General features: G+C 72.2%; 22 protein-coding genes. 10 read left to right on the top strand and 12 right to left on the bottom strand.

Annotated features, from left to right (window positions below; translation table 11 throughout):
- Positions 1-189 precede the first annotated feature (189 nt).
- Entirely contained in the window at positions 190-1,518 is a 1,329-nt protein-coding gene (locus D3272_RS22100; RefSeq protein ID WP_129221384.1) for a M23 family metallopeptidase, read from the bottom strand.
- Positions 1,519-1,640: 122 nt separating this feature from the next.
- Complete coding sequence (locus tag D3272_RS22095; RefSeq protein ID WP_129221383.1) at positions 1,641-2,117, bottom strand: peroxiredoxin; 477 nt, start codon at positions 2,115-2,117, stop codon at positions 1,641-1,643.
- A gap of 200 nt (positions 2,118-2,317) precedes the next feature.
- On the opposite strand from D3272_RS22095, the gene D3272_RS22090 reads away from it, so the two are divergent.
- Positions 2,318-5,875, top strand: a complete 3,558-nt coding sequence (locus D3272_RS22090) for a DUF3971 domain-containing protein (RefSeq protein ID WP_165361469.1) — start codon at positions 2,318-2,320, stop codon at positions 5,873-5,875.
- Between the two features lie 48 nt (positions 5,876-5,923).
- On the opposite strand, the gene tyrS is transcribed toward D3272_RS22090, so the two are convergent.
- Positions 5,924-7,195, bottom strand: coding sequence for a tyrosine--tRNA ligase (gene tyrS / locus D3272_RS22085; RefSeq protein WP_129221381.1), 1,272 nt, complete (start codon positions 7,193-7,195; stop codon positions 5,924-5,926).
- 152 nt (positions 7,196-7,347) lie between these two features.
- Between tyrS and D3272_RS22080 the strand changes: the two genes are divergently transcribed.
- Both D3272_RS22080 and D3272_RS22075 read left to right on the top strand, forming a co-directional pair.
- Positions 7,348-8,460 (top strand): anhydro-N-acetylmuramic acid kinase, encoded by a 1,113-nt coding sequence (locus D3272_RS22080; protein WP_129221380.1) that lies wholly within the window; start codon positions 7,348-7,350, stop codon positions 8,458-8,460.
- 102 nt (positions 8,461-8,562) lie between these two features.
- The gene (locus tag D3272_RS22075; RefSeq protein WP_129221379.1) at positions 8,563-8,895 is read left to right on the top strand and encodes a hypothetical protein; all 333 of its coding nucleotides are present in this window, start codon (positions 8,563-8,565) and stop codon (positions 8,893-8,895) included.
- A 10-nt stretch (positions 8,896-8,905) separates the two neighbouring features.
- Here the strand turns inward: D3272_RS22075 and D3272_RS22070 are convergent, their stop codons facing one another.
- The 4 genes from D3272_RS22070 to gltX form a co-directional block, all read right to left on the bottom strand.
- Positions 8,906-9,562 carry an HAD family hydrolase gene (locus D3272_RS22070; RefSeq protein ID WP_207210286.1) on the bottom strand — a complete coding sequence of 219 codons (657 nt, stop codon included), beginning with the start codon at positions 9,560-9,562 and terminating at the stop codon, positions 8,906-8,908.
- A gap of 41 nt (positions 9,563-9,603) precedes the next feature.
- The gene (locus tag D3272_RS22065; RefSeq protein ID WP_129221378.1) at positions 9,604-10,026 is read right to left on the bottom strand and encodes an HIT family protein; all 423 of its coding nucleotides are present in this window, start codon (positions 10,024-10,026) and stop codon (positions 9,604-9,606) included.
- 164 nt (positions 10,027-10,190) lie between these two features.
- On the bottom strand, positions 10,191-11,480 hold the full coding sequence (gene gltA / locus D3272_RS22060) for a citrate synthase (RefSeq protein WP_129221377.1): 1,290 nt from the start codon (positions 11,478-11,480) through the stop codon (positions 10,191-10,193).
- A gap of 117 nt (positions 11,481-11,597) precedes the next feature.
- Entirely contained in the window at positions 11,598-13,031 is a 1,434-nt protein-coding gene (gene gltX, locus D3272_RS22055; protein ID WP_129221376.1) for a glutamate--tRNA ligase, read from the bottom strand.
- 113 nt (positions 13,032-13,144) lie between these two features.
- Between gltX and D3272_RS22050 the strand changes: the two genes are divergently transcribed.
- Positions 13,145-15,445 (top strand): ComEC/Rec2 family competence protein, encoded by a 2,301-nt coding sequence (locus D3272_RS22050; protein WP_129221375.1) that lies wholly within the window; start codon positions 13,145-13,147, stop codon positions 15,443-15,445.
- Positions 15,446-15,529: 84 nt separating this feature from the next.
- Positions 15,530-15,913: a HesB/IscA family protein gene (locus D3272_RS22045; RefSeq protein ID WP_129221374.1), complete on the top strand. Its 384-nt coding sequence runs from the start codon at positions 15,530-15,532 to the stop codon at positions 15,911-15,913.
- Positions 15,914-15,998: 85 nt separating this feature from the next.
- Here D3272_RS22045 and cpdR read toward each other — a convergent pair whose 3' ends face one another.
- On the bottom strand, positions 15,999-16,379 hold the full coding sequence (gene cpdR / locus D3272_RS22040; protein WP_129221435.1) for a cell cycle two-component system response regulator CpdR: 381 nt from the start codon (positions 16,377-16,379) through the stop codon (positions 15,999-16,001).
- A gap of 311 nt (positions 16,380-16,690) precedes the next feature.
- On the opposite strand from cpdR, the gene D3272_RS22035 reads away from it, so the two are divergent.
- The 3 genes from D3272_RS22035 (at position 16,691) to D3272_RS22025 (ending at position 21,604) form a co-directional block, all read left to right on the top strand.
- A complete protein-coding gene (locus D3272_RS22035) occupies positions 16,691-17,626 on the top strand; it encodes an N-formylglutamate amidohydrolase (RefSeq protein ID WP_129221373.1) in 936 nt (311 codons plus the stop codon).
- 308 nt (positions 17,627-17,934) lie between these two features.
- Positions 17,935-18,732 (top strand): histidinol-phosphatase, encoded by a 798-nt coding sequence (gene hisN, locus D3272_RS22030; RefSeq protein WP_129221372.1) that lies wholly within the window; start codon positions 17,935-17,937, stop codon positions 18,730-18,732.
- Positions 18,733-18,766: 34 nt separating this feature from the next.
- Positions 18,767-21,604 (top strand): rhamnan synthesis F family protein, encoded by a 2,838-nt coding sequence (locus D3272_RS22025; RefSeq protein WP_129221371.1) that lies wholly within the window; start codon positions 18,767-18,769, stop codon positions 21,602-21,604.
- Positions 21,605-21,617: 13 nt separating this feature from the next.
- Here the strand turns inward: D3272_RS22025 and D3272_RS22020 are convergent, their stop codons facing one another.
- Both D3272_RS22020 and D3272_RS22015 read right to left on the bottom strand, forming a co-directional pair.
- Positions 21,618-22,952 carry an MFS transporter gene (locus tag D3272_RS22020; protein WP_129221370.1) on the bottom strand — a complete coding sequence of 445 codons (1,335 nt, stop codon included), beginning with the start codon at positions 22,950-22,952 and terminating at the stop codon, positions 21,618-21,620.
- A 75-nt stretch (positions 22,953-23,027) separates the two neighbouring features.
- Entirely contained in the window at positions 23,028-23,804 is a 777-nt protein-coding gene (locus D3272_RS22015) for an SDR family oxidoreductase (protein ID WP_129221369.1), read from the bottom strand.
- A 101-nt stretch (positions 23,805-23,905) separates the two neighbouring features.
- Here D3272_RS22015 and D3272_RS22010 point away from each other — a divergent pair, with 101 nt between their 5' ends.
- Together D3272_RS22010 and uvsE are read left to right on the top strand one after the other, a co-directional pair.
- Complete coding sequence (locus D3272_RS22010) at positions 23,906-24,139, top strand: hypothetical protein (RefSeq protein ID WP_129221368.1); 234 nt, start codon at positions 23,906-23,908, stop codon at positions 24,137-24,139.
- Between the two features lie 104 nt (positions 24,140-24,243).
- Entirely contained in the window at positions 24,244-25,368 is a 1,125-nt protein-coding gene (gene uvsE / locus D3272_RS22005; RefSeq protein ID WP_245496722.1) for a UV DNA damage repair endonuclease UvsE, read from the top strand.
- Here uvsE and D3272_RS22000 read toward each other — a convergent pair whose 3' ends face one another.
- Together D3272_RS22000 and D3272_RS21995 are read right to left on the bottom strand one after the other, a co-directional pair.
- Positions 25,369-25,836 carry a Fur family transcriptional regulator gene (locus D3272_RS22000; protein ID WP_129221367.1) on the bottom strand — a complete coding sequence of 156 codons (468 nt, stop codon included), beginning with the start codon at positions 25,834-25,836 and terminating at the stop codon, positions 25,369-25,371.
- A 537-nt stretch (positions 25,837-26,373) separates the two neighbouring features.
- Positions 26,374-26,839, bottom strand: a 466-nt coding sequence (locus D3272_RS21995) for a DNA translocase FtsK (protein WP_281010999.1), incomplete at its 5' end; no start/stop codon positions are given.

Below are 26,839 nucleotides of genomic sequence, written 5' to 3'. Positions count from 1 at the left end.
CCCGTTGCGGCCGCCCCTGACAGACGGGCTCCGACCGCACCGGATTATGCTCATCGAGAGAAGTATCGCAAAACCTGCATGTTCCTCGCTTCCCTGTCGTCTCCCTGTCGCTTCGGTGCGATTCAGCATCGGTGTGGCACGGATGTGCCGCCGCAAGGCGTCCCGGCGCCCGAAAAGCGCCGCCAGGGGTCACGGCGCGGCGAGCCCGGCGAGGCGGTCGGCGCTGGCCAGGAAGCGCGTCGGGTCGACAGGCTCCCCGTCGATCCTCACCTCGTAATGCAGGTGCGGTCCCGTAGCCCGGCCCGTGGCGCCGACGATGCCAAGCAGGCTGCCCCGCGCCACCGCCTGGCCTTCGGTCACGGCGATGCCGCCCATGTGGGCGTAGCGCGTCGCGAGACCGTGGCCGTGGTCCACCTCCACCATGTTGCCATAGCCGCCGGCGGTGCCGGCGAAGACCACGCGCCCGGCACCCGTCGCCCGGATGTCCGTGCCGTAGCCTTCCCGGAGGTCCACGCCCGTGTGCAGGGCCGGTCGGCCGAGGAACGGGTCGGTCCTGGCGCCGAACGGGGAGGTGACTTCCATGCGGCCCAGCAGCGGCGCCGCCAGCGGCGCGCGGCCCACGGCGGCGTCGAGGGCCACCGCGGTGGCGAGGGCGCCGCGTAGGTCCGCGACAACGCGCAGGAAGGCGCCGTCCGGCTCCGCCGGCAGCGGCACGAAGGGCCCGCCGACGGCTGCCGGCGCCGCCTTCGGCAGGAACCTCTCGGGCGACAGGCCCGCCTCCTCGATCAGCGACCGGCTGCGCGCGGAGCGGCGCTGCGCGGCGGCGCCCACGCGGGCCAGCGTGTCGGCCTGGGCGCGTTCCACGCGGTCGAGCGACAGTTCGGCGGCACCGAGCCGGTCCGCGAGCGGCACATGCGCGTCGTCGAGCAGGGACGCGTGGTCCTCGAATCGGAGCTGGCTGCGGGCCGGGTCGGCGGGCCCCGCCACGGGCAGGTCGCGCATCGGGTGAGGCTTGTCGGACGCGGCATAGCCCAAGGCCGAGGCCGGCAAGGCCGAGACGGGCGAGGTCGCGATGCGGCCGGTGATCTCCACCGGCAGGGCAGGGCGGGCGACCGGCCCGGCCTGTTCGCCCGCGAGCCCGGCGACCACGGCGCCGTGTCCTTCCAGACGGGCCTCGCGGGTGAAAAGGTCGTGCACGCGCGCGTCGAGCCGCGCCTGGTCGGCGCGGGCCCGTTCGCCCTGGCGGGCCAGGTCCTGGCGGAGCGCCTCGATCCTGTCCTCATAGGCATATTGCATGGCGCTTTCGCGCCGCATCAGCCCGGCCACGAGGTCGTCGTGGAAGGCGAGGTAGAGGCCGCATCCGATGCCGACGAGGAGCAGCAGCGGCAGGACCAGCGCGATCACCTGCGCCAGCGGGGCCCGCACCGCCACCGTCCGCATGGCCGTGCCGCGCGACACGGTGAGGAAATAATGGCTGCGCGGCAGGGCTTCGGACGAAGAGAGCTGATGGCCTGGCATGTCGATCCACTCCCATGCCACGCCTGCGAGAGGCCGCCGCGACGGAGGGAGTTAATCGAAACGCGGTTAATGGACCGTCACCGCCGCCGGTCCGGCACGGCGCCGATCAGGCGCGGCGTCGGTCAGCGGGGAAGGGACTGCACTGCGGCGAGGACCGCCTCGGCATGGCCCTTCACCGACACCTTGGGCCAGATCTCGGCGACGCGGCCGTCGGGCCCGATCAGAACGGTGGTGCGCTCGACACCCATGTACTTGCGGCCGTACATGCTCTTCTCCTGCCACACCCCATAGGCTTCGCAGACCGCCTTGGTCTCGTCGGCGCCGAGGGTCAGCTCGAGCTTGTGCTTGGCCTTGAAGGCATCGTGGCTCCGGTCCGAGTCGGGCGAGATGCCCAGGATCTCCGCTCCAGCGTCGCGAAAGGCCGGGATGAGAGCGTTGAAGTCCGTCGCCTGCCGGGTGCAGCCGCTGGTATCGTCCTTGGGGTAGAAATAAAGCACCAGGGCCTTGCCGGCATAGTCCGCCAGAGTGAGGTCGCTCCCGCCGTCCCGCGGCAACCGAAATGCTGGCGCGGGTGCGCCGGTCTGCAGAGGATCGGCCATGACGTCTTCCTTTCGTCCCATTGGGAGCCGATGGCTTGTGGCGGCTGCCGGCCGGATCGGCCTGTGGCGGCAACGGTGGTTGGAAGCAGCCTGCCCGTCAATCCAGGGAGCCTGACGGCTTGGCCGCAATGCACGATTCTTCGCGTCACGGATCTCCCCCGGGCGACCTTCCGCCCGACGAGCCCGTCGATGCCCTGTGCATGCGGCACCTGCTGCGCCGACCGCCTCGACGCCGCACGGGCCTGCGCCGCGCCGCGGTCGCCCTCACGGGCTTCGTCGTCAGCGTGGGTTTCCTCGTGGCTCTGCTGGCGGCAGGCCTGTTCATCAAGCTGCGGCAGGGGCCCATCGGCTTCGACCTGAAGCCGCAGATCGTCGCGGCACTCGACGCCCGCGTGGGCCACGGCTACCGGTTCGACCTCGCCGACACCGCCATCGAGGCCACCGATCACGGGCCCGCGCTGACCATCCACGCCCTGTCCGTGTCGGACGCGTCGGCGCGACCGATCGTCTCGGCCCCGAGTGCCGCCATCGCGGTGGATCCCATGGCGCTGATGGTCGGCCGCATCGCCCCGACGCGGCTCGACATCCACGACGTCGACCTCCGGCTCGTGATCCGCACCGACGGCCAGGTGGCCATCTCGGCCGGTGCCGGCGAAGCCGCGGTGCCGCTGGCCCGCGCCCTCTCGGCCACGACCGAGGCGGCCGCGCCGGCGCCCACCTCGCCGACGCCCAACGCGCTTCAAGCCGCCGTCCCGGCCCCCGAGGCCGTGGGGTCGGTCTCACCCGCCGCCGGAGACCCGGCCCGGCCCGGCAACGGCGCCCTGCGCGCCCTGTCGGCCGCCATGCGGTCGCTGGTGGACGTCGCGACGGCGCCCGACAGCGCGCTCGACACGCTCGAACGCGTGAGCGTGACGGGGCGGCTGGTGCTCGACGACCGCATCCACGGCACCACGACGGTGTTCAAGAACACGGCGCTGAGCTTTCTGCGCGGCCCGGAGGGCGAGCCCGTGCTGACGGTCGCGGCCGACGGGCCCGCCGGCCGTTGGACCCTCGAAGCCCGGGCCGCCGTGCAGCCCGACGGCGGCAAGCTCCTGACGGTCCAGGCCGGCAACCTGTCGCTCGACGAGATCACGCTGGCGGGCGGCCTGAAGAGCCTCGGCTTCGACTTCGACATGCCGGTGTCGGCGCGGGTCGCCCTGCGTCTCGGCCCCGACGGCCAGATCGACACCGCCAAGGGCACCTTCTCGCTCGGCGCCGGCTACTTCAGGCTCGACGACCCGGATCACGAGCCGATGCTGATCGACGCCCTCGCGGGCGGGTTCCACCTCGACCGCACGACGAACGGCGTCGAGATCGACCGCACCGAGATGCGGGGCCCCACCACGGATTTCGCCTTCACCGGCCACGTCGACCTGCCCCATGCGCTGGGAGATCCCTGGGCCGGCCGCGTCGACATGTCGGGCAGCTTCCCGCCCGAGCGGCCCGGAGAGCGGCCGATCCGCATCGCCCACGGCGGCTTCGCCTTCCACGTCCTTCCCGCCGAGCACCGGTTCGTGCTGGACCGCGCCGAGGTCACCGGGCCGGAGGTGGACTTCACGGCGACGGCCGACGTCCAGAACGGGCCGGGCGGCGTCAAGGTCCGGACCACGGCGGGCGTGCGGCACATGCCGGCGCCGACGGTGGTGCGTCTGTGGCCGAGCTTCATGTCGGCGCCGGTCCGGGCCTGGCTCCTCGCCAACCTCAAGGGCGGCACGGTCGAAAGCGGCAGCGTGACGGGGAACTTCGACGCCAACGACCTCGCCCTGATGCGGGCCGAGCGCTCCGTGGCGGACGACCACGTCCGGGTCGATTTCACCGTGTCGAACCTCGCGCTCGCCTTCATGAACGGCGTGCCGCCGCTGATCGACGTCGCCGCGACCGGCGTGGTGACGGGTCACACCTTCGACATGCAGGTGCAGCACGGCGCCATGGACGTGAGCCCCGGCCGGCGCCTCATCCTGGCGGACGGCACCTTCAAGGTGCCCGACAACGACCCGAAGCCGACACCCGCCACCGTCGAGGCCCATATCCAGGGCGGGGTGGACACGCTGGCGGACCTGCTGTCGCGCGACGCCCTGAAGCCCTACGCCGACATGCCGTTCGACCCGACGGCGGTGCACGGCCAGGTCGACGGCCACCTCGGCGTCGGCTTTCTCATCGGCAAGGACGTCCCGCCCGGCAGCGCCGTTGTGTCGGCCGCCGCCACCGCCACGGGCTTCGCCCTCGACAAGCTGATCGGCAAGGAAGGGCTCTCGGACGCGACCGTCAGGCTCGACGCCGACCCGAAGGCGGGCCTCCGCGTCAAGGGAGAGGGGCGCATCTACGGCGCCGCCACCACGATCGAACTGCACAGGCCGCCGTCCGGCGCCGGCGAGGCCGTCATCGCCCTGACGCTGGACGAGGCCGCCCGCGCCAGGGCCGGCTTGGCCAACCCCGGGCTGAAGGGCCCGGTCTCGGCCCGGATCACCAGCACGCTCGCGTCCGGCGACAAGGCACGGGCCTCCGTGGACCTCGACCTCGGCCGCGCCGCCATCGAGGGCCTGGTGCCGGGCTTTGCCAAGCCCGCGGGACGGCCGGCCCGGGCGACGCTGAACGTCGTGCAACGGGACGGCGGCGTGACGCTGGACAACATCGCCTTCGAGGGCGGCGGGGCGACGCTGCGCGGGTCGGTCGAGCTCGACCGCGAGGGGGACTTCGCGTCCGCGAAGCTCGCCCAGGTCAAGCTGTCGCCGGGCGACGACATGCGCGTCGACGTTCAGCAGAGCGGGGACCTGCTGAAGGTCGTGGCCCGCGGCGCCAACCTCGACGCCCGCCCCTTCCTCAAATGGCTGTCGGCGCCCAGCACGGGCGCCGCCGAGCCCGCCGGCAAGGGCGCGCTCGACCTCGAGCTGCACAGCACCATCCTGACGGGTCAGAACAGCCAGGCGGTGACGGGGGCGGAGTTCCACCTGCTGCGCCGCGCCGGACAGGTGCGACGCATGACGCTGTCGGGGCGGCTCGGCCGCCAGCCCCTCACCATCGCGACCACGGCGATGGACGGCGCGCCGCATTTCGTGATCCACGCCGGGGATGCCGGGGCGAGCCTGCTTTTCATGGACCTTTATCGGCGCATGGCAGGAGGACGGCTCGACGCCAACCTGGTGGTGCAGGGGTCGCGCCTCGACGGCTACGCCACCGTGCACGACTTCACGGTGCGGGAGGACCCGGCGATCCGCAAGCTCGCCGTGGAGGGCCTCGCCAGCCAGAAGCGCGAGGAGGGTGCCGGGGGCGGCGCCGATGCCCAGCCCTTCGACCCCTCCGCCATGTCGTTCCGCAAGCTCGAAGCCACCTTCACCAAGACCGGCAACATCGTCGAGGTGCGCGACGGCTCGATGTTCGGGCCGACGCTCGGCGCGACGGTGGGGGGGACGGTGGATTTCAGCCGCGACCAGGTGAACCTGTCGGGCACCTTCGTGCCGCTGTTCGGCGTCAACAACCTGTTCTCGCAACTGCCCGTGCTGGGACCGCTGCTCGGCGGCGGGCGGCACGAGGGTTTGGTGGGCCTCAGCTACCGCATCACCGGCTCGGCCGCCAACCCGGTGCTCAACGTCAACCCGCTGTCGGTCCTGGCGCCGGGCTTCCTGCGCCAGATCTTCGGAGCCTTCGACGGCTCGGCCCAGACCGGATCGGCCCAGACCGGCGCCGGCGCGCTGGACCCGCTCCACCTCGGCCAGGATTGACGTCAGCCAGGACGGACGCCCGTCCCGGCCTCCGCCGCGGGGCTCGCCTCACTCGGGCTTGAGCAGCACGTGCTTCTTGCGGCCGAGCGACAGCTTGATGGCGCCCGCCACCACGTCGCCCGGCCGCAGCGTGGCGGCGTCGCTCGTCACGGTGTCGCCGTTGACCTTGAGGCCGCCGCCCTTGATCTGGCGGCGCGCCTCGCTGGTCGAGGCGACGAGGCCGGCGCGGGCGAAGGCCGACAGCACGCCGAGGCCGGCTTCGAGCTCGAGGTGCGGGATCGCCACGCTCGGCAGGTCCTCGGCCAGGGCGCCCTGCTCGAAGGTCAGCCGCGCCGTCTCGGCCGCCGTCTCGGCCGCCTCCTCGCCGTGCATCAGCGCCGTGGCGGCCGTGGCGAGGCGCTTCTTGGCCTCGTTGATCTCGGCGCCGCCGAGCGCCTCGAGCTGCCGGATCTCGTCCATCGGCAGTAGGGTGAACAGGCGCAGGAACCGACCGACGTCGCCGTCCTCGGTGTTGCGCCAGAACTGCCAGTAGAGGTAGGGGCTCAGCATGTCGGGTTTGAGCCACATGGCGCCCGCCGCCGTCTTGCCCATCTTGGCGCCCGAGGCCGTGGTGATGAGCGGGCAGGTGAGGGCGTAGAGCTGGGGCGCCCCCATGCGCCGGCCGAGGTCGAGCCCCGTGACGATGTTGCCCCACTGGTCCGAGCCGCCCATCTGCAGGCGAACGCCGAAGCGCCGGTTCAGCTCGACGAAGTCGTAGGACTGCAGGCACATGTAGTTGAATTCGAGGAACGACAGTTCCTGGTCGCGGTCGAGCCGCATCTTCACGCTGTCCATCGACAGCATGCGGTTGACCGAGAAGTGGCGGCCGACGTCGCGCAGGAAGTCGATGTAGTTGAGCTTGGTCAGCCATTCGGCATTGTCGACCATCACGGCGTCGGCGGCGGCGTCGCCGAAGCGGACGAGACGCTGGAAATTCGTCTTGATGCCGTCCTTGTTGGCCTCGATCTGCTCCAGCGTGAGGATCTGGCGCGCCTCGTCCTTGCCCGACGGGTCGCCGACGCGGGTGGTGCCGCCGCCCATGAGCACGATCGGCTTGCCGGCCCCGGTCTCCTGGAGCCAATGCAGCATCATGATGGAGACGAGGCTCCCGACGTGCAGCGACGGGCCCGTGCAGTCGTAGCCCACGTAGGTGTTGAGCTGGCCCGCCTTGGCCAGGGCGTCGATGCCGGCCTCGTCCGACATCTGGTGGACGTAGCCGCGCTCGCGCATCACCCGGAGGAAGTCGGACGCGGGCTGAGCCTGCTCGGGGCTGGCGGACATGGGGGCACTCGGATGTTCGGGACGGGACGGCCGGGGCCGTTGCGGCCCGTCTATGGCGTCTTGCGGGCCCGCGCAACTTCCGCGACCCTGGCCCGCTCACGCACCGGCAAGGATGGGGTGGCACCCTGGTCGCGCTTGGGAGGAGGGGTCCGATGCTGGCACTGGGTCTGATGAGCGGGACGTCGATGGACGGCATCGACCTCGCCCTCGTCGAGACGGACGGCGAGGACCGGCTCGCCTTCGGGCCGACCGGGTTCGCGCCCTTCGGCGAGCCCGACCGGGCGCTGCTGCGCCGGGCGCTCGCCGAGGCCGCGACGCTCGACGACCGGGACGCCCGGCCGGGCGCCCTCGCCGAGGCCGAGGCCCGCATCACGGCGCTGCATGCCGCGGCTGTGCGCGACTTCGCCGCCGCCCACGCCGGTGCGGCGCGGGGCCTCGCCGTCATCGGCTTCCACGGGCAGACCGTGCTGCACCGGCCGGAGCGGCGGCTGACCGTGCAGATCGGCGACGGCGCCGCCCTGGCGCGGTCCAGCGGCGTCGCCGTCGTGGCCGACCTCCGCGCCGCCGACGTGGCGGCGGGCGGGCAGGGCGCGCCGCTGGTGCCGGTGTTCCACCGCGCCCTGGCGCGCTCGGCCGGCCTCGCGGCTCCGGCGGCGATCCTGAACCTCGGCGGCGTCGGCAACATCACCTTCCTGCCGGAGCGCGGCGACCCGCTGGCCTTCGACACGGGGCCGGGCAACGCGCTCATCGACGACCTCATGCTGGAGCGAACGGGCGCGGCCTTCGACGGCGAGGGCGCGGCGGCCGGGCAGGGGCGCATCGACGCGGCGATCGTCGCCGACCTGATGCGCCACCCTTATTTCGACGCGCGCCCGCCGAAGTCGCTCGACCGCAACGCCTGGTCCCGCGCGGCCGTCGCGCCGCTGTCGACCGCGGATGCCGCCGCGACGCTGACGGACTTCACCGCCGCCAGCGTGGCGCGCGCGCTGGAGCACCTGCCCGCCACGCCGGCCGTGCTGGTGGTCTGCGGCGGCGGCGCCCGCAACCCCGTGCTGATGGCGGGCCTCGCCCGGCGCCTGCCCTGCCGCGTCACCGGGGCCGCCGCGCTGGGCTGGGACGGCGACGCCATCGAGGCGCAGGCCTTCGCCTATCTGGCGGTGCGCGCCTGCCGCGGCCTGCCCATCACCTTCCCGGGCACGACGGGCGTGGGCGCTCCGCTCACCGGCGGCGTGCTGCACCCCGGGCCGGCACGCCACGGCCATTGACGACCTCGCACGGCAAAAAAGCCGCACCGTCAGGGAACCGGAAAGCTCCGTGGCCGATCCTCCCGGCGGCGGCGGCATCGCGCCGCCGCACGGGAGCCCGCCATGCGTCTCACCCTCGCCCTCGCCTCGGCGCTGTCCGCCGGCCTGCTGGCCGCACCGGCGGCCTGGGCCTGCGATCCCGTCCGGTCCGAATGCCTGCCGCGGATCGTGGTCTTTCCGGCCTACACGGCCGAAGGCCTGAGGGTCGGCACCGTGGAGGCGCCGGTGCGCCACGTCATGCGGCTCGCCCGCAGCCGTTTCACGGGCCAGCCCCTGCCGGTGCTCTACAACAACCCCGGCAGCCGTCCCGGCGCGGTCGACGCCGAACTGGTGCTGGTGCCACTGCCCCGCGTCGCCCCCTTCAAGACCCAGGCGGTCTATCCACGCGGCTACTGAGCCGGGTGGGTCACGCCGCCCATTCGTCGATGTGGGCCAGCAGGTCCTCGGGATCGCGGTAGATGCGGGTGGCGCCGGCCGCGCGCATGTCCTCGGCGGGGAAGCCGCCGCAGAGCACGCCGATGGCCGCGATGCCGGCCTTGCGGGCGGCTTCCGCGTCGTAGGGCGTATCGCCGACCACGATCGCGCGTCCGGGCGGGAGGTCGAGCTTGGCCAGGGCGGCGGCGAAGATGTCGGGATGGGGCTTGGAGCGGTCGGCGTCGTCGGAGGACGTCTCGACGTCGGTCAGCCCGTCGACCCCGGCGGCCTGCTTGTAGACCTCGAGTTCCGCCGCCTTCGACGAGGACGCCAGGGCGATCCGCAGCCCGCGCGCCCGCAGCGCCTCGAACAGCGCGGTGCAGCCCGGGAAGCCCTTCACGCGGTGCAGCGACTCGGCCTTGAAGATGGCGCCGCGCGCGGCCTCGATGTCGGCGCCGAAGCGCTTCAGCTCCGCCGCGTCGAGGAAGACCGGCATCAGCTGGTCTCCGCCCTTGCCGATCTGCGACCGCAGCTTCGCGAAGGGGATGTCCTTGCCGAACCGGGCGAAAGCGCGTTCCCAGGACTCGGCGTGCCGGTCGACGCTGTCGACCAGCGTCCCGTCCACGTCGAAAATCACGGCCTCGATCATTCTGGCATCCCCCACGCATGAGGAGGGCGAACGCCAGGCGCCTAGGTGAGTTCCGCCCGGATCCGCGCCGCCACCCGCTCCAGCGCCTTCGGATCCGCCATCGGCCCCTCGTGCGGCCGCAGCGGAACGCCGTCGCGGCGGGGCATCAGGTGGAAATGCAGGTGAAACACCGTCTGCCCGCCCGCGGCCTCGCTGAACTGCATCAGCGTCAGCCCGTCGGCAGCGAGCGCCTTCACGACGGCGCGGCCGACCGTCTGGACGCGCGGCATCACGGCGGCGAGCACCGCGGGATCGGTGTCCAGCAGCGTGCGGGAGGGCGCCTTGGCGATCACCAGCACGTGCCCCTCGACCTGGGGCATGATGTCCATGAAGGCGAGGACGGCGTCGTCCTCGTAGACCTTGGTGCAGGGGATCTCGCCGCGCAGGATCTTGGCGAAGATGTTGGATTCGTCATAGGCCTGCATGGACGGGTCCCCCGCTGCGTCTCGTTTCGGCCGGCCGGGTCGACCGCCGGCCGGTTCCAGACCTCGCACGCTCAGCGTCCGTGACGGTCTCGGCCTTCCGGTCGGATGCCGGCTGAAAACAACTTGTCCTTGTTTTCAGCGACAGGGCATCCGGTCGCCGGCTCTCAGCGTTCGCTGATCGGGCCGTAGTCGCGCTTGTCGTAGCCCGTGTAGAGCTGGCGGGGGCGCCCGATACGCTGGCTCGGGTCTTCGATCATCTCCTTCCACTGCGAGATCCAGCCGACCGTGCGGGCCACGGCGAACAGCACGGTGAACATGGACACCGGGAAGCCCAGCGCCTTCAACGTGATGCCGGAATAGAAATCGACGTTCGGGTAGAGCTTCTTCTCGATGAAATACTCGTCCGACAGGGCGATCCGCTCCAGCTCGACGGCGACGTCGAGCAGCGGGTCGTCCTTGATGCCCATCTCGCTGAGGACCTCGTGACAGGTCTTCTGCATGATCTTGGCGCGGGGATCGTAGTTCTTGTAGACGCGGTGGCCGAAGCCCATGAGGCGGAACGGGTCGGACTTGTCCTTGGCGCGCTTGACGTATTCGGGGATGCGATCGACCGTGCCGATCTCGGCCAGCATCTTCAGCGCCGCCTCGTTGGCGCCGCCATGGGCCGGTCCCCACAGGCAGGCGATGCCCGCCGCGATGCAGGCGAAGGGGTTGGCGCCCGAGGAGCCGGCCAGCCGCACCGTCGAGGTCGAAGCGTTCTGCTCGTGGTCGGCGTGCAGGATGAAGATGCGGTCGAGCGCCCGCGACAGGACCGGGTTGACCTTGTACTCCTCGCACGGAACCGCGAAGCACATGCGCAGGAAGTTCGACGTGAAGTCGAGTTCGTTCTTGGGATAAACGAAGGGCTGGCCGATCGTGTACTTATAGGCCATGGCGGCCAGGGTCGGCATCTTGGAGATCAGGCGGATCGAGGCGACCATCCGCTGGTTGGGGTCCGAGATGTCGGTGGAATCGTGGTAGAAGGCCGACAGCGCCCCGACCACGCCGGTCATCACCGCCATGGGATGGGCGTCGCGGCGGAAGCCGGCGAAGAACCGCGCCATCTGCTCGTGCACCATCGTGTGGCGCGTCACCGTGTAGTCGAACTCGGCCTTCTGCGCCTTGGTGGGCAGCTCCCCGTAGAGCAGCAGGTAGCAGCTTTCGAGGAAGTCGCCGTGCTCGGCCAGCTGCTCGATGGGATAGCCGCGGTACAGCAGCACGCCCTCGTCGCCGTCGATATAGGTGATCTTGGATTCGCAGCTCGCCGTCGACGTGAAGCCGGGGTCGTAGGTGAACATGCCGGTCTGGGCATACATCTTGCCGATGTCGACGACCGACGGCCCGATGGTGCCCGCCCTCACGGGCAGATCGACGGCTTTGTCGTCGACCTGAAGTTTGCCAGGAGTCTGCGTCATGGGAGGAGCCTCTGCGACGGTGGAGGGGGGCAGGCGCGATTCGCGGAGGCCCAGCGTGGCCTTGTGCGTTGCACCAAAGCTAAATCATCGGCACTTGCCGTCAAGCTGTGCGGTCCGTCATGGGGCGGCATGGTGGGGCTGCGCATCGCGCAGGCGTCCCAGGCTTTCCTCGCGGCCGAGCACGGCGAGCACGTCGAAGATGCCTGGGGAGGTCGAGCGGCCGGTGAGGGCGGCGCGCAGCGGTTGCGCCACCTGGCCGAGCTTGGTCCCGGTCTCCTCGGCGCAGGCCCGCACGGCGCCCTCGGTCGTGGCGGCGGTCCAGTCGTCCAGCGCTTCGAGCCGCGCCAGCAGGGCGGGGAGCACGTCGGCGCTCCGGGCCAGGATCTCGGCTGCCTTGGCATCCATGGCGAGGGGGCGGGCGGCGAAGAGGAACTGGGCGCCGTCGAGCAGTTCCACCAGCGTCTTGGCGCGCTCCTTCAGCCCCGGCATGGCGGCCAGCAGCTTGGCCCGGGCCCCGGCGTCCATCCGGTCCGCCAAGGCGTCGCCGCCCGGCAGGTGGGGCAGGTTGGCGACGAGCTGATCGACCAGATGGGCGTCGTCGGCGGCCCGCAGGTAGTGGCCGTTCATGTTCTCGAGCTTGGCGAAGTCGAAGCGGGACGGCGAGCGGCCGACGCCGCCGAGGTCGAAGGCCGCCACCATGGCGTCGGTGGAGAAGAACTCCTGGTCGCCCTGGCTCCAGCCGAGCCGCAGCAGGTAGTTGCGCAGCGCCTCGGGCAGGTAGCCCATGGCGCGATACTGCTCGACGCCGAGCGCCCCGTGGCGCTTCGACAGCTTGGCGCCGTCCGCCCCGTGGATCAGCGGAATATGCGCCATGGCGGGCACCGGCCAGCCCAGGGCCTCGTAGATCTGCATCTGGCGGGCCGCATTGGTGAGGTGGTCGTCGCCCCGGATGATCTGGGTGACGCCCATGTCGTGGTCGTCCACCACCACGGCCAGCATGTAGGTGGGGCTGCCGTCCGAGCGGAGAAGGACGAGATCGTCGAGGTCCTTGTTGGCCCAAGTCACGCTGCCCTGCACGGCGTCGTTCAGCGTGGTGGTGCCGTCGAGCGGCGCCCGCAGACGGATCACGGGCTTCACGCCCGCCGGCGCCTCGGCGGGGTCGCGGTCGCGCCAGCGCCCGTCGTAGCGCGGCGGCCGCTTCTCGGCCCGGGCGAGCTCGCGCATGGCCTCGAGGTCCTGGGGTGTGGCGTAGCAACGGTAGGCGCGGCCGTCGGCCAGGAGCTGCGCGACGGCGTCCCGGTGCCGATCGGCGCGGCTGGCCTGGTAGACGACCTCGCCGTCCCAATCGAGCCCGAGCCACTTCAGCCCGTCCAGGATGGCGTCGATGGCGGCCGTGGTCGAGCGCTCGCGGTCCGTGTCCTCGATGCGCAGCAGCATGGTGCCGCCGTGGCGGCGCGCGAACAGCCAGTTGAACAGCGCCGTGCGGGCGCCGCCGATATGAAGAAAGCCCGTCGGCGACGGCGCGAAGCGCGTGATCACGGGCTCGGGCATGGCATCTGCACTTTATTATCCGGAACGAAGCGGGAACCGGCAGGCAGGGGCCTTGCCGGCGCGGCGCCGCTCTAACATGAAGGTCCGGTTCCCACAAAGGGCGGAGGACCGCCGTGCCCGACGCGTCCGGCCAGGGTGGTTTCGCGGGTGTCCTCGTGGATGTCCTGGCGGGTGTCCTGGCGGGTCCGCACCGCCCGTCGGCGGTCGCGGCGCGGTTTCGCGGGTGGTCCCTGTCGCGCGCCTTCGCGCAGGAACGGGACGAACGGCGCTTCTTCCTGTGGCTCCCGGTCGCGGCCGGCGCCGGCGTGCTCCTCTACCTGTCGGCCGACGTCGAGCCCTCGCCCTGGCTGCCGTCGCTGCTCGCGGCGGCGGCGCTCGCCGCGGCCGTGCTGCTGCGCGGCCGGCCCGTGCCCTGCGGCGCCGCGCTGGGCGTCCTGGCGCTGGCGGCGGGGTTCCTGTCGGGCGAGGTCCGGTCACGCAGCGTCGCCACCCCGATGCTGGACCGCATCCGCATCGTGACGCTCACCGGCACGGTCGAGGAGGTCGACCTGCGCGCCACGGGCGCCCGCATCCTGGTCGCGGTCGAGACGGCCGAAGGCCTCGCGCCGGAGCAGCGGCCCCGGCGCGTCAGGCTGACGACGCGGCGGCCCGGTTCCGTCGCGGCGGGCGACGGCGTCAGGCTCAAGGCCCGCCTGCTGCCGCCCGCCCGTGCCGCATTGCCGGGCGGCTACGATTTCGCCCGCGATGCCTTCTTCTCCGGCATCGGCGCCGTCGGCTCGATCCTGGGGCCGATCGTCACGCTGCCGGAGCCCGCGCCGGGCGACGCCGCGGCGCGGCTGCACCGGGCCGTCGACCGGGCGCGCAACGCCCTGGCACTGCGGGTCTACGCCGTCGTCGGCGGCGACGACACCGGCGCCATCGCGGCCGCCATGGTGACGGGCAAGCGCGACCTGCTCTCGGCCGGCGGGCGCGAGGTCATCCGCGAGGCCGGCATCTTCCACATCATCACCATCGCGGGCGTGCAGATGACGCTGGTCGCCGGCCTGCTGTTCGGGCTGGCGCGGCGCCTGCTGGCACTGAGCCCGGCGCTGGCGCTGCGGCGGCCCATCAAGGCCTGGGCGGCCGGGGTCGCGATCGTCGGCGCCGTGGCCTACGACATCGGCACGGGGTCGCGCGTCGGCACGCAGCGGGCCCTCTTCATGACGGTGATCGTGCTGGCGGCCGTGCTGGCGGGGCGCCGCGCCATGACGATGCGCAACCTCGCCTTCGCGGCCCTGCTGGTGATCGCCATCGAGCCCGAGCAGATCGCGGGCGCGAGCTTCCAGCTCTCCTTCGCGGCCGTGGCGGCGCTGATCGCCGTGCAGGAGGCCCGCTGGCGCGCCGCGCCGCCGGACCTCTTCGCCGAGCCGCCGCCCCGCGCCGCGCCCCGGCCGCCGTGGCGCGGGCGGGCGGCGCGGGCCGGGCAGGGGGTCGTCCACCTCCTCACCGCGACGCTGTTCGCCACGCTCGCCACGGCCTCGTTCATGGCGGCGGAGTTCCACGAACTCAGCCCCTACGTCTTCATCGGCAACCCCCTGACCCTGGCGATGATCGAGGTCTTCGCCGTCCCGGGCGCCCTGCTCGGCACCATCCTCTACCCGCTCGGGCTCGACGCGCCGGTGTGGCACTGGGTCGGCTGGGGCATCCGCATCGTGCTGGCCGTGGCCCGCATCCTCGGCGCCGCCCCCCTGTCGACGGTGCCGCTCCGGGACTTCGCCCCCTGGGCGCTGCCCTGCCTCGCCCTGGCGCTGCTGTCCGTCGTGATCTGGCGCAGCCTCCTGCTGCGGCTGACGGCCGTGCCCCTGCTGGCCCTGGGGCTCGCCGGGGCGGCATCGGGCGCGCGGGACGACATCCTGGTCGCGGCGACGGGAGACGCCCTGGCGCTTCGGGAGCCGGACGGCCGCCTCGGCACGCTCGGCCGCCCGGGCGCCTTCACGGCCGAGCAATGGCTGCGGGCCGACGGGGACGCCCGCGACCTCGGCGGTTCCGGCCACGGGGAGGTCGCCCTGCCGGGCCGTCGCTGCGACAAGCTCGGCTGCGTGGCGCCGCTGCCGGGCGGCGGCTTCGTGTCGCTCGTCGCCGATGCCGCCGCCTTCGCCGAGGACTGCCGGCGGGCCCGCATCGTCGTGACGACGCTCGTGGCGCCGCGGCCCTGCGCCGCCCCGGTGGTGATCGACCGGCTCGCGCTGGCGGCCAGCGGCGCCGTGGCGCTGCGCCGCGACGGCGAGGGCTGGCGCCGCCGGGACGCGCGCGGCATCGGCGAGGACCGCCCCTGGTCGCCCGCCCCCGCGCCCGAACGTCGGAGGGCGGGGCGCGATGCCGGGGCCGAAACCGCGGCCGATGCCGCCGCGCCGGACGGCGGCCGGGAGCCTTGACCGGCATCGGCCTTTTTTCCGGCCGTCGGAACCGCTACATTGGTGTCAGACCCCGCGCGTCATCCGCCGGTGGGAGAGATCACGATGGCTGCCAGGAAACGTTATCAGGTCATGTCGCTCACCGATGCGGCGGCGGGCCGGGTGCAGGAGATCATGAGCCAGGCCGACACGCCCCCGTTCGGGCTCCGCGTCGGCGTGAAGAACGGCGGCTGCGCCGGGATGTCCTACACGATGGAGATGGCCGGCGCGCCGGCTCCGTCCGACGAGATCGTCGAGGACAAGGGCGTGCGCATCCTCATCGACCCCAAGGCCGTGCTGTTCCTGCTCGGCACCGAGATGGACTTCAAGGTCGACAAGCTGTCGTCGGGTTTCGTGTTCCAGAACCCCAACCAGACCTCGGCCTGCGGCTGCGGGGAAAGCGTCGCCATCACGCCGGCGAGCCCGGAGGCGCTGGCGGGCGCAGCCTGAAACGCGCGAAGGGACCCGGCGCGGGCGCGCCGGGTCCCTTCGCGGGGTCGATGGGATCGGGCGAGCCGCCGAGGCGGCGGCGCCTTCAGGCCGCCAGCAGCCGCTGCACTTCGCCGACGAGGTCCTTCAGGTGGAAGGGCTTCGACAGGATCTTGGCCTCGCGCGGGGCATTGTTGTCGGGGTTGAGCGCCACGGCGGCGAACCCCGTGATGAACATGACCTTGATGTCGGGGTCGAGTTCCGTGGCGCGGCGCGCCAGCTCGATCCCGTCCATCTCGGGCATGACGATGTCGGTCAGGAGCAGCTCGAACGGCTCCTCGCGCAGCCGATGGTAGGCGGCGAGGCCGTTGTCGAAGGACGTCACGGTGAAACCGGCATTCTGCAGCGCCTTGACGAGAAAGCGACGCATGTCGTTGTCGTCCTCGGCGAGCAGAATCTTCGTGGCCTGGTCGGCGGCTGCGTCCATCATCCCTTCCTCGACTTCCCCAAAGGCCCGGTTCCCGGCATTAACCATAGAACGTTTGAGTGGTTAACGGGCCGTAAAATTAACGCGGCTCGCGCCCGAATGCGGGGCCGCCGGGGCGGGCCCGTCGACAGTGTCGCATGTGGTCGTGAAAAAGCCGTCAACCCGGACGACCCGCAGGGGCGGGCACGCCGACGGCATGGGGCGGGGACGCCGACGGCATGGGACCACGGCTCATCTGTCCGTGGACAGGGCCGGGAGCCTTCGGCAGAGTGGCGCCGACGAGGAAGGCCGGACGGGGACGAGGGCGAGGGATGGCGCGGACGGGAGGGGACGAGGGCCAGGATCCGGGCGGGCCGGAGTTCGACCCACCCTTCGAGGTGCTGGAGCCGGTGGCCCTGACCAGCGCCGTCGTGCTGAGCTCGCCGCATTCCGGACGCGTCTACCCGTCGCGGTTCCTGCGCAGCGCGAGGCTCGACGCCGCCAGCCTGCGTAAGTCCGAGGATGCCTTCGTCGACGACCTGTTCGAGCCTGCCGTGTCGCTCGGCCTGCCGCTGCTGCGGGCGCATTTCCCGCGCGCCTACCTCGACCTCAACCGCGAGCCCTACGAACTCGACCCCCGCATGTTCGAGGGGCGCCTCCCGGCCTACGTCAACACCCGCTCGGTCCGGGTGGCGGGCGGGCTCGGCACCATCGCCCGGGTGGTGGGGGACAGCCAGGAGATCTACGCCAAGCGCATGAGCGTCGAGGAGGGGCTGCGGCGCATCGACGAGCTGCACAAGCCCTACCACGCCGCCCTGCAGGAGCTGCTGCACCGCGCCCTGCGACGCTTCGGCCTCGCCGTTCTGGTGGACTGCCACTCGATGCCCTCGTCCTCGGTGACCGGCACGGCCGATCCGACGACGTGGCGGGACGAGAAGACCAAGGCGGATTTCGTGCTCGGCGACCGCTACGGCACGAGCTGCGCGCCGCTCTTCGTCGACGTGGCGGAGAGCGAGCTGCGGCGCTTCGGCTATGCGGTGGAACGCAACAAGCCCTATGCGGGCGGCTTCATCACGGAACATTACGGCCGGCCCGGCGCGGGATGCCACGCGCTGCAGATCGAGATCAACCGCGGCCTCTACATGGACGAGCGGGCGATCGCGCGCGGCCCCGGCTTCGACGCGCTGTCCCGCGATCTCCACGCCGTGGTCGAAGCCGTGTCGATCGCGGCGGCGAGCCGCGGATCCGAGCGGATGGCGGCCGAATGATGCCGGGGGCGGGCGCGGCGTCGAGGAGCGGGGCCCCGAAAGAAAGAGGCCGCTCAGCCTTTCGGCGAGCGGCCCAAGTCTAGGGAGGAAACGCCCAAGAAGGGCATACGGCATTGCTGCCGCGATGCAACATATGCCATGTGCGCCGCACAAAATCAAGCGGTCTGTCGGGCGAGGCGGGACGGATCGGTCGAACGATCGCCCATCGCTCGATGACCCCATCGCCCTGGAGCCCGTACCGGCCCGGTGCTATGGGTGCGGTTTCTCGCCCTGGGCCGTCCCGGCCCGCGCCCCGCTGCGGAGCCCCGATGACGATCGTCGATTTCGAACCCTTCGTCGCCGAACTCGCCGTCGCCGCCGGCGAGGCGATCCTGCCGTTCTTCCGCACGGCGCTCCAGGCGCAGAACAAGAACGGCCGGGGCGCCTTCGACCCCGTGACGGAAGCCGACCGCGCGGCTGAGAACGCCATGCGGAGCCGCATCCTGTCGACCTTTCCGGCCCATGGCATCGTGGGCGAGGAGTTCGACGACCACCAGCCGGACGCCGAATACGTGTGGGTGCTCGATCCCATCGACGGCACCAAGAGCTTCATCTCGGGCCTGCCGACCTGGGGCACGCTGGTGGCGTTGGAACACCGGGGCGTGCCCGTCTACGGCGTGATGCATCAGCCCTTCACGCGCGAATCGTTCTTCGGCGACAATGCCCGCGCCACCTGGCGGGGGCGCAACCACCTCGGCACCGAGATCGTGCATCACCTCCGCGCCCGGCCCTGCGGGAGCCTCGAGGAGGCCGTCGTGATGACGACGAGCCCGGGGCTGCTCGACGGTGACCATCTTCCCCGCTTCGAGCGCGTGGCGTCCCGGGCCAAGCTGACCCGCTTCGGCGGGGACTGCTACAGCTACTGCATGGTGGCGGCGGGCCACGTCGACCTCGTGATCGAGAGCGGCCTCAAGCCCTACGACATCGCCGCCCTGATCCCGATCATCAAGGGGGCGGGGGGTGTCGTGACCAGCTGGTCGGGCGGGGACGCGGCCGGCGGCGGCGCCGTGGTGGCGGCGGGGGACCCGCGCCTGCACGAGGCGGCGCTGAAGCTGCTCGCCGGCTGACCGCCGCACGACCCATCCAGAAGGCCTCCTGCGCATGTCCGACGCGACCCAGAACGATCCCGATCGCCCGGCCGGGACCAGCCCGGAGGCCTGGGAGGCCCGGCGCCTCGCCGAGCGGATCGCGATCCTCGAGGGCGAGAACCAGGAACTCCGCCAGCGGATGGACGCGATGCTGGGCTCGACCTCCTGGCGCGTGACGCGCCCGGTCCGCGCCGCCGTCGAGACGCTGCGGCACAGGCGGTCCGGCGGCGGGCGCCGCGCCGCGCCGGCGCGTCCCGGCGGGCTCCACCCGCCCGGCCACCACGTCGGCCCCGGCGAGACCGTCTCCGACCCGAAGAGCGTCTGGGTGCTCGACACCGGGCTCTTCGACGCCGCCGCCTACCGGGCCACCGCGCGGCTCGGCGCCGTCAGCGATCTCGCGGCGGCCGAGCACTACGTGGCGCGGGGCGAGCGCGAGGGCCTGCGCCCCAACCCGCATTTCGACCCCGCCGTCTATGCCGACCTCCACCGCGAGGTCGCCGGTTCCGACATCGGGCTGCTGATCCACTATGCGCGCTACGGCCGCACGGAAGGGCGCACCGCGCTGTTCGAGCCCGAGCGCGACATCCGCCCCGGCGCCAGGCCCTTCGACCCGTCGCGCCCGACCCTGCTGCTCGCCTGCCACGAGGCGAGCCGGACCGGGGCGCCGATCCTCGGCTGGAACCTCGCCCGGCACCTCAACGGCAGCCACAACCTCGTGGTCGTGCTGCTGAACCCGGTGGGCGACCTCGCCGACCTCTTCGTCGAGGAGGCGGCCTTCGTCGTCGGGCCGTTCCGCAAGAGCCAGCTCACCTGGTTCTACATGGCCCGGTTCGGACGCCACCTCGCCGAGCGCTTCGCCTTCGAGGCGGCGCTGTGCAATTCGATCGAGTGCCAGCCGCTGCTGGTCGGCCTCGCGTCGGCCGGCGTGCCGACGGTGACGCTGGTCCACGAATACCCGACGGGTCCCGAATCGCAGGCGCGCCTGCAGAGCGGCATGATGCTCTCCGGGCAGGTGGTCTTCGATGCCGAAACCCAGCGCGAGGCGGCCCTCGCCTGCTGGCCCGGCATCACCGGCCGCAACAGCCAGGTGTTCCACCAGGGCGCCTCGGAGGTGCCGGCCGACCCCCGGGCCCCGGCCGCCTCGCCCGAAGCCCTGGCGGCCAAGCGCGACGCCGTCTTCCGCGCCGTGCGGGGGGACGGGACGCGTCCCGTGGTGCTCGGCCTCGGCACCGTCTCGATGCGCAAGGGGCCCGACCTCTTCGTCTCCTGCGCCATGGCGGCGGCCCGGCGCCTCGGGCCGCGGGCGGCCCGCTTCGTGTGGATCGGCCACACGCCCAAACCCCACCCGGAGGGCCTGTACGGGGACTGGCTGCAGGACCAGGTGAAGCGGTCCGGCCTCGGCATCGACCTCGTCTTCCTCGACGCCGTCGACGACCTCGAGGGCGCCTATGCGGCGGCCGATGCCGTGATGATCTCGTCGCGCCTCGACCCTTTCCCCAACGTCGCCATGGATGCCGCCCTCGCCGGACGACCCGTCGTGTGCTTCGCCGGCGCCAACGGCTTCGCCGACTGGCTGGCGGAAGATCCCGTCACGGCGCCGCTGTCGGTCGGCTACCTCGATGCCGATCGGGCCGGGGCGGTCCTCGCCACGCTCCTCGCCGAGCCCGAGCGGCGCGCCGTCATGGGGGCGGCGCTGCGCGAGCGGAGCGGGCGCGAGTTCCCCATGGCGCGCTACATCGACCGCCTCGCGCCGGTCTTCGCCAGGGCCAAGGCCATCGCGGCGCAGGAGCGGGACGACGTGGCCCTGCTGCTGGCCGACGACACGTTCGCGGCGGAGCTTTGGCAGGACCCGCACGAGCACTTCACCCGGGAGGAAGCCGTGCGCCTGCACGTGCGCAAGGCCGCCTCGGGTCAGGAGGCCGAGCAATATTGCCGCCGGCCGGCCCTGGGCTTCGTGCCCCAGACCTATGCCGACCACCACCCGGCCCTCGACGCCGTGCCGTATCCCAACCCGCTGGCCCACTGGATCCGCGCCGGCAAGCCGTCCGGGCCCTGGACCCATCCGGTGCTGACGCCCGAGGCCGCCATGGCGGCGCCGGCGCGCGGGGCGGGGACGTCGCTGCGGGCCGCCCTGCACATCCACCTGCACTATCCGGAACTCGCCGGCGACATGCTGGCGGCGCTGGCCGCCAACACGGCGGCGCTGGACCTCTTCGTGTCGACCACCGCGCCCGAGAAGGCCGAGGAGCTCCGCGCCCGCTTCGCCCCCTACGACCGGGGGCGCGTGATCGTCGCGGCCTGCCCCAACCGCGGCCGCGACGTCGGCCCCATGCTCACCCATTTCGCCGAAGCCCTGCAGGGCTACGACGTCTTCGGCCACATCCACGGCAAGCGGAGCCTGGCCCTCACCTCGGTCGGCCTCAGCGTGGAGCTCGGCACGCGCTGGCACGGCTTCCTGCTCCAGAACCTCCTGGGCGACCTCGCCCCGATGGCCGACCTGATCCTCGATCGCTTTGCCGCCGACCCGGCGCTCGGGCTCGTCTTCCCCGAGGACCCCAACCTCACGGGATGGAGCCTCGACCGGGAGATCGCCCGCGACATCGCGCGGCGCATGGACCCCGCCATGGAGATTCCGCGATCGATCGACTTCCCCATCGGCACGATGTTCTGGGCGCGGCCCGCGGCCCTGAAGCCGCTCTTCGACCTCGGCCTCGGCTGGGACGACTATCCCGAGGAGCCGGTGCCGATCGACGGCACCATGCTGCATGCGCTGGAGCGGCTGCTGCCCGTCGTCGCCATCCACGCGGGCTTCGGCCTCGCCACCACCCACGTGCCGGGCATCACCCGGTGACGGCCGGGGCCGCTCAGCCCCGGCCGGTCTCGCGCATGCTCGCCACCGCCAGGAAGCTGATCGCGGCCGCGCCCGTGACGTAGTAGCCGACCCAGGCGAGGCCGCCGTGGTCCAGCAGCTGCTGAGCCGCGTAGGGCGCCAGCGAGGCGCCCAGGATGCCGCCGAGGTTGTAGGCCGACGAGGCCCCGGTGTAGCGCACGCGCGTCGGGAAGAGCTCCGGCAGCAGCGCGCCGAGCGGCGCGAAGGTGAGGCCCATGAGCCCGAGCTCGATCGACAGGAAGAGCAGGACCTCGCCGGGCGTGCCGCCGCCCAGCATGGCCGGCATCAGGAAACCCGACAGGGCGGCGAGCGCGCTGGCCGTCATGAGCACCGGTCGGCGGCCGAACCGGTCCGCCAGCGCGGCCGAGATGGGCGTGGCGATCGCCATGAACACGACCGCGCCGCAGAGCATGCCGAGCACGTCCGAGCGCGGCATGTGCCGCGTGCCAACCGCGTAGCCGAGCGCGAACACCGTCGAGATGTAGAACAGCGCATAGCAGACGACGATGGACAGCGAGCCCTGGATCAGCGGGCGCCAGTGTCGGCCCAGCACCTCGGCCAGCGGCACGCGCACGCGCTCCTGCCGCCGCATCGCCTCGAGGAAGGCAGGCGTCTCCTGCATGGAGACGCGCAGGTAGAGCCCGATCCCGACCAGCGCGGCGCTGACCAGGAAGGGGACGCGCCAGGCCCAGGCCACGAAGGTGGTCTCGCCGAAGCCGAGCAGCAGCGCCAGGAACAGGCCGTTGGCCAGCAGGAAGCCGAGCGGCGGCCCGAGCTGCGGGAACATGCCGAACCAGGCCCGCCGGCCCGCCGGGGCGTTCTCGGTCGCCAGCAGGGCCGCCCCGCCCCACTCGCCGCCGAGCCCGATGCCCTGGCCGAAGCGCAGCCCGCACAGGAGCCAGGGTGCCAGGGCGCCGGCCGTGGCGTAGCCGGGCAGCACGCCGATGAGGAAGGTCGACAGGCCCATCACCAGCATGGAGGCGACGAGGGTCGATTTGCGGCCGACGCGGTCGCCGAAATGGCCGAACAGCACCGAACCGACCGGCCGGGCCACGAAGGCGATGCCGAAGGTCAGGAAGGCGTTGAGGGCCTGGGTGCCGGGCGCCGACGTCGGGAAGAAGGCCTGGCCGATGACCAGGGCGGCGGCCGTGCCGTAGATGTAGAAATCGTAGAATTCGATGGTGGTGCCGACGAGGCTCGCCAGCACGATGCGGCCGAGGCCCGAGCCGGGCGCGACGCCGCCGCGGGCGGCCGTGCCCTCGATGGGCGGCCCCTGGAGGGGGGTGCCGACCCCCGCGTTTCCTGCCATGTTCGTATCGCTTCCCGCGTTTTTGTCCGACGATGCGGCTACGGCGGAAGCGGCAGGCGGTCAAGGCCCAACGCCCTACAGGACCACGGGATGCTGTCCGCCGTCGACCGACAGCGTCGTCCCGGTGATGTAGGCGGCGCGGTCCGAGGCCAGGAACAGAACCGTGTCGGCCACCTCCTCGGCGCTGGCCATGCGGCCGAGCGGCAGCCCGGCGAGCATGCGCTCGCGCGCCTCCTCGGGCGCGATGCCGCGGGCCGCGGCGTCGGCCGCCAGGCCTTCGGCGACCCGCGTCGTGTCGGTGAGGCTGGGGCTGACCCCGACGACGCGCAGGCCCTGCCGCGCATAGGCGGCACCGAGCCCGGCCGTGGCCAGCATGAGGGCCGCGTTGGCGGCCCCGCCGGCGAGGTGGATGGGCGACGCGACCTTGCCGCCCGTGCCGATGACCGTGATGGCCACGCCGCGGCCGCGGGCCGCCATGCGCTTCAGCACCGGGTCGAGGACGTTGACGGTGGCGAAGTATTTGGCGTCCATGGCGGCACGCCAATGGTCCGGCGTCAGATCCTCGACCGGCGTGCGTCGCGCGGCGCCGGCCGACGTGACCAGGATGTCGAGCGGGCCGACCTCGTCCTCGACCGCCGCCACCATGCGGGCGGCCGACGCGGCGTCGGCGCAGTCGGCCGCGAAGGCCCTGAGGGCCGGCAGCCGCTGCCGCGCCGCCTCGAGGTTGCCGGCGTCCCGGGAGCAGACGGCGACGATGGCGCCTTCCGCCACGAAGGCTGCCGCACAGGCGAGGCCGATCCCCTTCGAGCCGCCCGTGACGAGCACACGCCGTCCACCGAGACCGAGATCCATGGCACCGCTCCGATCCCCGCGGCACGTCAACGCCGCCAGAACGGAACGCAGATGGCCCGCGTTGTTTCCGCAGAAACCACCGACACGGGGAAGCCAGCATCATGACGACGAGCATGACCACCACGGGAGCCGCCCTCGCGGCCCTCGCCGCTTTGGCGGCCTCGACGGGAGGCGCGGAGGCGCGGCACCGCGTGCGGCCCGTCGCGGCGCGCTACGTCGGTGTCGGGCAGCACACCACCGTGATGAACAACATCCATCAGGCGCAGCAGCGCAACAACGCCGTGATCGACCAGGTGCAGAACAACATCCGGGCGAACCAGCAGCGCCCCTACTGACCGGCTGCGCGCCGCCGCGGCATCCCGCCCTCCGGCCGGCGCGCAACTTTGCGCTTCCGAAGAGGATTGCCGCCCCAGGACTGCGGCGGGGACGAGCGGGCGACATGGCGAGAGCGACGAAACGGATGGTCGGCCCCGAGGTTCCGCCGCCCGTCGGGCGGTTGAGGCTCGGCTTTCCCGTGAAGGTCATGGGCCGGCCCGACCTCAAGAGCAACGACACCCGGCGCTGGCAGGCCGATCCGCATCTCAGAGTCAGCCTCGAATACCTCGACGCCATCTTCGGCTACCTCGGGCGGCACGGCATCGACATGTACCGCATGTCTTCCGACCTCGCCCCCTACGCCACCCATCCCGACATGCCGCAGTTCCACACCATGGTGCGGGACAGCGCGGCGGACCTCGCCGCCGTGGGCGCGCGGGCGCGGGCGCAGGGGCTGCGCCTGTCCTTTCACCCCTCGCAATACATCGTCCTGAACAGCCCCGACCCCGAGCTGGTCCGCAAGAGCACGGCCGACCTGCTGAGCCAGGCCGAGATGCTCGACCTCATGGAGCTCGGCCCCGAGGCCGTGATGGTCATCCATGTCGGCGGCACCTACGGCGACCGCGAGGCCAGCAACGCCCGCTGGGTCGAAACCTTCCACGGCCTGCCGGAGCCGGTGCGGCGGCGGCTGGTGCTGGAACACGACGACATCCGCTTCAGCGCCTCCGACGTCCTGTGGATCCACCAGCACACGGGCGTGCGCCTGATCTTCGACCACCAGCACTTCCTGTGCCTCAACCCGGACCGGCTCGACATGGGCGAGACGGTGCGGCGCATCCTGGACACCTGGCCGGAGGACGTCCGGCCGAAGATCCACTTCTCGTCGCCCCGCACGGAACTGCGCGAGCTCAAGCGCAAGGATCGCAAGACCCGCAAGGTCAAGACCGTGCATGTGGCGCCGATCTGGACGGGCCACGCCGACTACGTCCACCCGTTCGAGTTCATGGGCTTCATGCGGAGCCTGACGGACCGGGAGTTCGACGTGATGATCGAGGCCAAGGCCAAGGACCTCGCGCTGATCCGGCTCCGGCCCGACATGCTGCGCTACGCCCCCGAGGTGGCGGTGCGCTTCGGCCTCGACTTGGCGGAAACGGCGCGGCTCGACGCCGAGGAAGCGGGCGTCATCGCCGAGAGCACGGCCGTGCCGGTGCCGGCGGAGGGCGATTCCCTGGCCGACGAGGCGGCCTGATCAGGCGGCCGCGCAGCGCCCGCAGAGGCCTTCGAGTTCCACCATCTGCTTGTCGATCCTGAACCCCGAGGCGGCGGCGCGACGCGACAGGGACGCGTCGACGTCGTGGTCGTCGACCTCCTCGGTCGCCCCGCACCGGGTGCAGATGAGCAGGATGCCGTGGTGATGGTGGCCGGGAGAATCGCAGATCGCGAAGGCGTTGCGGCTCTCGACCTTGATGACGAAGCCGTTCTCGACGAGGAAGTCCAGCGTGCGGTAGACGGTGGGCGGCGCCACCGGCCGGCCCTGCAGGCGCGCCAGCCCGTCGATGAGCGCATAGGCGGTGAGCGGTGCGGCGCCGTCGGCGACGAGGCCGAGCACCTGGCGACGCAGGGCCGTGAGCTGCACGCCGCGTTCGGCGCAGAGCCCTTCGACGCGGCGGAGCCAGCCGTCCCGCTCTGCCGTCGGCTCGTCATGCGCGTGGCTCATCCCGTTCCTCCGGCCCTTCATGTGAGCCCTCCGCCCGGCGCTTCAACCCGGCCCTGGCCCGAGGAGCGGTGTCGGTGACGGCCCGCATCCTTTCGACCCGCGTCACCCGCGCTCTCGGCCGGCCCGGCCTCCTCGCCGAGCGACGTGCCGACGCCGGGGTTCGCGATGCAGCGACCCTCGAAACTCGTAGAAGTCGACGAGCCTCCACTTGTCCAGCGCACGGCAAGGGTGGAGCAGGATCGGTGCGACGACGCCCTCGAACGCCGGGGACTGCGGAAGGCGGCCGGCCTCCGCCTTCAGACCGCCATCGGTTCCCGCCCGCGCGCCGGACTCGGCCGGGAGCGGCGCGGGGATGAGCAATGCGGACGATCCGTCGGTCGTCGCGGCGGCACCGAGCTCGTTGCAGTCTCCCGCGCGGGTCCATGGACCGGGCGCCGCGGGTCGACGCCCGACGTCACCTCACCGTTGGGCGTGCAGGTCGTCGATCGAGGACGGCGGGCCGGAGCCCGCCGTCCGTCATCTTCGCGGCTTCGAGGATCAGTCCTCGCCGTCGCGGGTCTCGGAGAAGCGCAGGTCCCGGCTGTAGACGAGGATCTCGCGCTTGCCGGCATTGTTGGCCTGGCCCACGATGCCCTCCTTCTCCATCCGCTCGACCAGCGAGGCGGCCTTGTTGTAGCCCACGGCGAGGCGGCGCTGGATGTAGGACGTCGAGCACTTCTTGTCGCGCAGCACCACCTTCACGGCCTGGTCGTAGAGGTCCGAGTCATCCTCGCCCCCCGCCGAGCCCATGGCGGACTTGTCGAAGACCGGCTTGTCGTCGGCGGCCTCGGCCTTGCCGTCGTCGGCGCCTTCCTCGGCCACGACGACGTCGAGATAGGCCGGATGGCCCTGGCGCTTGAGGTGCGCCACGACCTTCTCGACCTCGCCGTCGGAGACGAAGGGGCCGTGGACGCGGGAGATGCGCCCGCCGCCCGCCATGTAGAGCATGTCGCCCTGGCCGAGC

Source organism: Lichenibacterium ramalinae, assembly GCF_004137085.1.
Lineage (GTDB): Bacteria > Pseudomonadota > Alphaproteobacteria > Rhizobiales > Beijerinckiaceae > Lichenihabitans > Lichenihabitans ramalinae.
The sequence above is the reverse complement of the archived record's forward strand: the minus strand, read 5'-3'. Positions and strand labels throughout refer to the sequence as shown.

What these genes read in the sequence shown, in the direction of transcription:
- D3272_RS22100 (WP_129221384.1), bottom strand. Translation starts at nt 1,518, where the DNA reads ATGCCAGGCCATCAGCTCTCTTCGTCCGAAGCCCTGCCGCGCAGCCAT.
- D3272_RS22095 (WP_129221383.1), bottom strand. Translation starts at nt 2,117, where the DNA reads ATGGCCGATCCTCTGCAGACCGGCGCACCCGCGCCAGCATTTCGGTTG.
- D3272_RS22090 (WP_165361469.1), top strand. Translation starts at nt 2,318, where the DNA reads ATGCGGCACCTGCTGCGCCGACCGCCTCGACGCCGCACGGGCCTGCGC.
- tyrS (WP_129221381.1), bottom strand. Translation starts at nt 7,195, where the DNA reads ATGTCCGCCAGCCCCGAGCAGGCTCAGCCCGCGTCCGACTTCCTCCGG.
- D3272_RS22080 (WP_129221380.1), top strand. Translation starts at nt 7,348, where the DNA reads ATGCTGGCACTGGGTCTGATGAGCGGGACGTCGATGGACGGCATCGAC.
- D3272_RS22075 (WP_129221379.1), top strand. Translation starts at nt 8,563, where the DNA reads ATGCGTCTCACCCTCGCCCTCGCCTCGGCGCTGTCCGCCGGCCTGCTG.
- D3272_RS22070 (WP_207210286.1), bottom strand. Translation starts at nt 9,562, where the DNA reads ATGATCGAGGCCGTGATTTTCGACGTGGACGGGACGCTGGTCGACAGC.
- D3272_RS22065 (WP_129221378.1), bottom strand. Translation starts at nt 10,026, where the DNA reads ATGCAGGCCTATGACGAATCCAACATCTTCGCCAAGATCCTGCGCGGC.
- gltA (WP_129221377.1), bottom strand. Translation starts at nt 11,480, where the DNA reads ATGACGCAGACTCCTGGCAAACTTCAGGTCGACGACAAAGCCGTCGAT.
- gltX (WP_129221376.1), bottom strand. Translation starts at nt 13,031, where the DNA reads ATGCCCGAGCCCGTGATCACGCGCTTCGCGCCGTCGCCGACGGGCTTT.
- D3272_RS22045 (WP_129221374.1), top strand. Translation starts at nt 15,530, where the DNA reads ATGGCTGCCAGGAAACGTTATCAGGTCATGTCGCTCACCGATGCGGCG.
- cpdR (WP_129221435.1), bottom strand. Translation starts at nt 16,379, where the DNA reads ATGGACGCAGCCGCCGACCAGGCCACGAAGATTCTGCTCGCCGAGGAC.
- D3272_RS22035 (WP_129221373.1), top strand. Translation starts at nt 16,691, where the DNA reads ATGGCGCGGACGGGAGGGGACGAGGGCCAGGATCCGGGCGGGCCGGAG.
- hisN (WP_129221372.1), top strand. Translation starts at nt 17,935, where the DNA reads ATGACGATCGTCGATTTCGAACCCTTCGTCGCCGAACTCGCCGTCGCC.
- D3272_RS22025 (WP_129221371.1), top strand. Translation starts at nt 18,767, where the DNA reads ATGTCCGACGCGACCCAGAACGATCCCGATCGCCCGGCCGGGACCAGC.
- D3272_RS22020 (WP_129221370.1), bottom strand. Translation starts at nt 22,952, where the DNA reads ATGGCAGGAAACGCGGGGGTCGGCACCCCCCTCCAGGGGCCGCCCATC.
- D3272_RS22015 (WP_129221369.1), bottom strand. Translation starts at nt 23,804, where the DNA reads ATGGATCTCGGTCTCGGTGGACGGCGTGTGCTCGTCACGGGCGGCTCG.
- D3272_RS22010 (WP_129221368.1), top strand. Translation starts at nt 23,906, where the DNA reads ATGACGACGAGCATGACCACCACGGGAGCCGCCCTCGCGGCCCTCGCC.
- uvsE (WP_245496722.1), top strand. Translation starts at nt 24,244, where the DNA reads ATGGCGAGAGCGACGAAACGGATGGTCGGCCCCGAGGTTCCGCCGCCC.
- D3272_RS22000 (WP_129221367.1), bottom strand. Translation starts at nt 25,836, where the DNA reads ATGAGCCACGCGCATGACGAGCCGACGGCAGAGCGGGACGGCTGGCTC.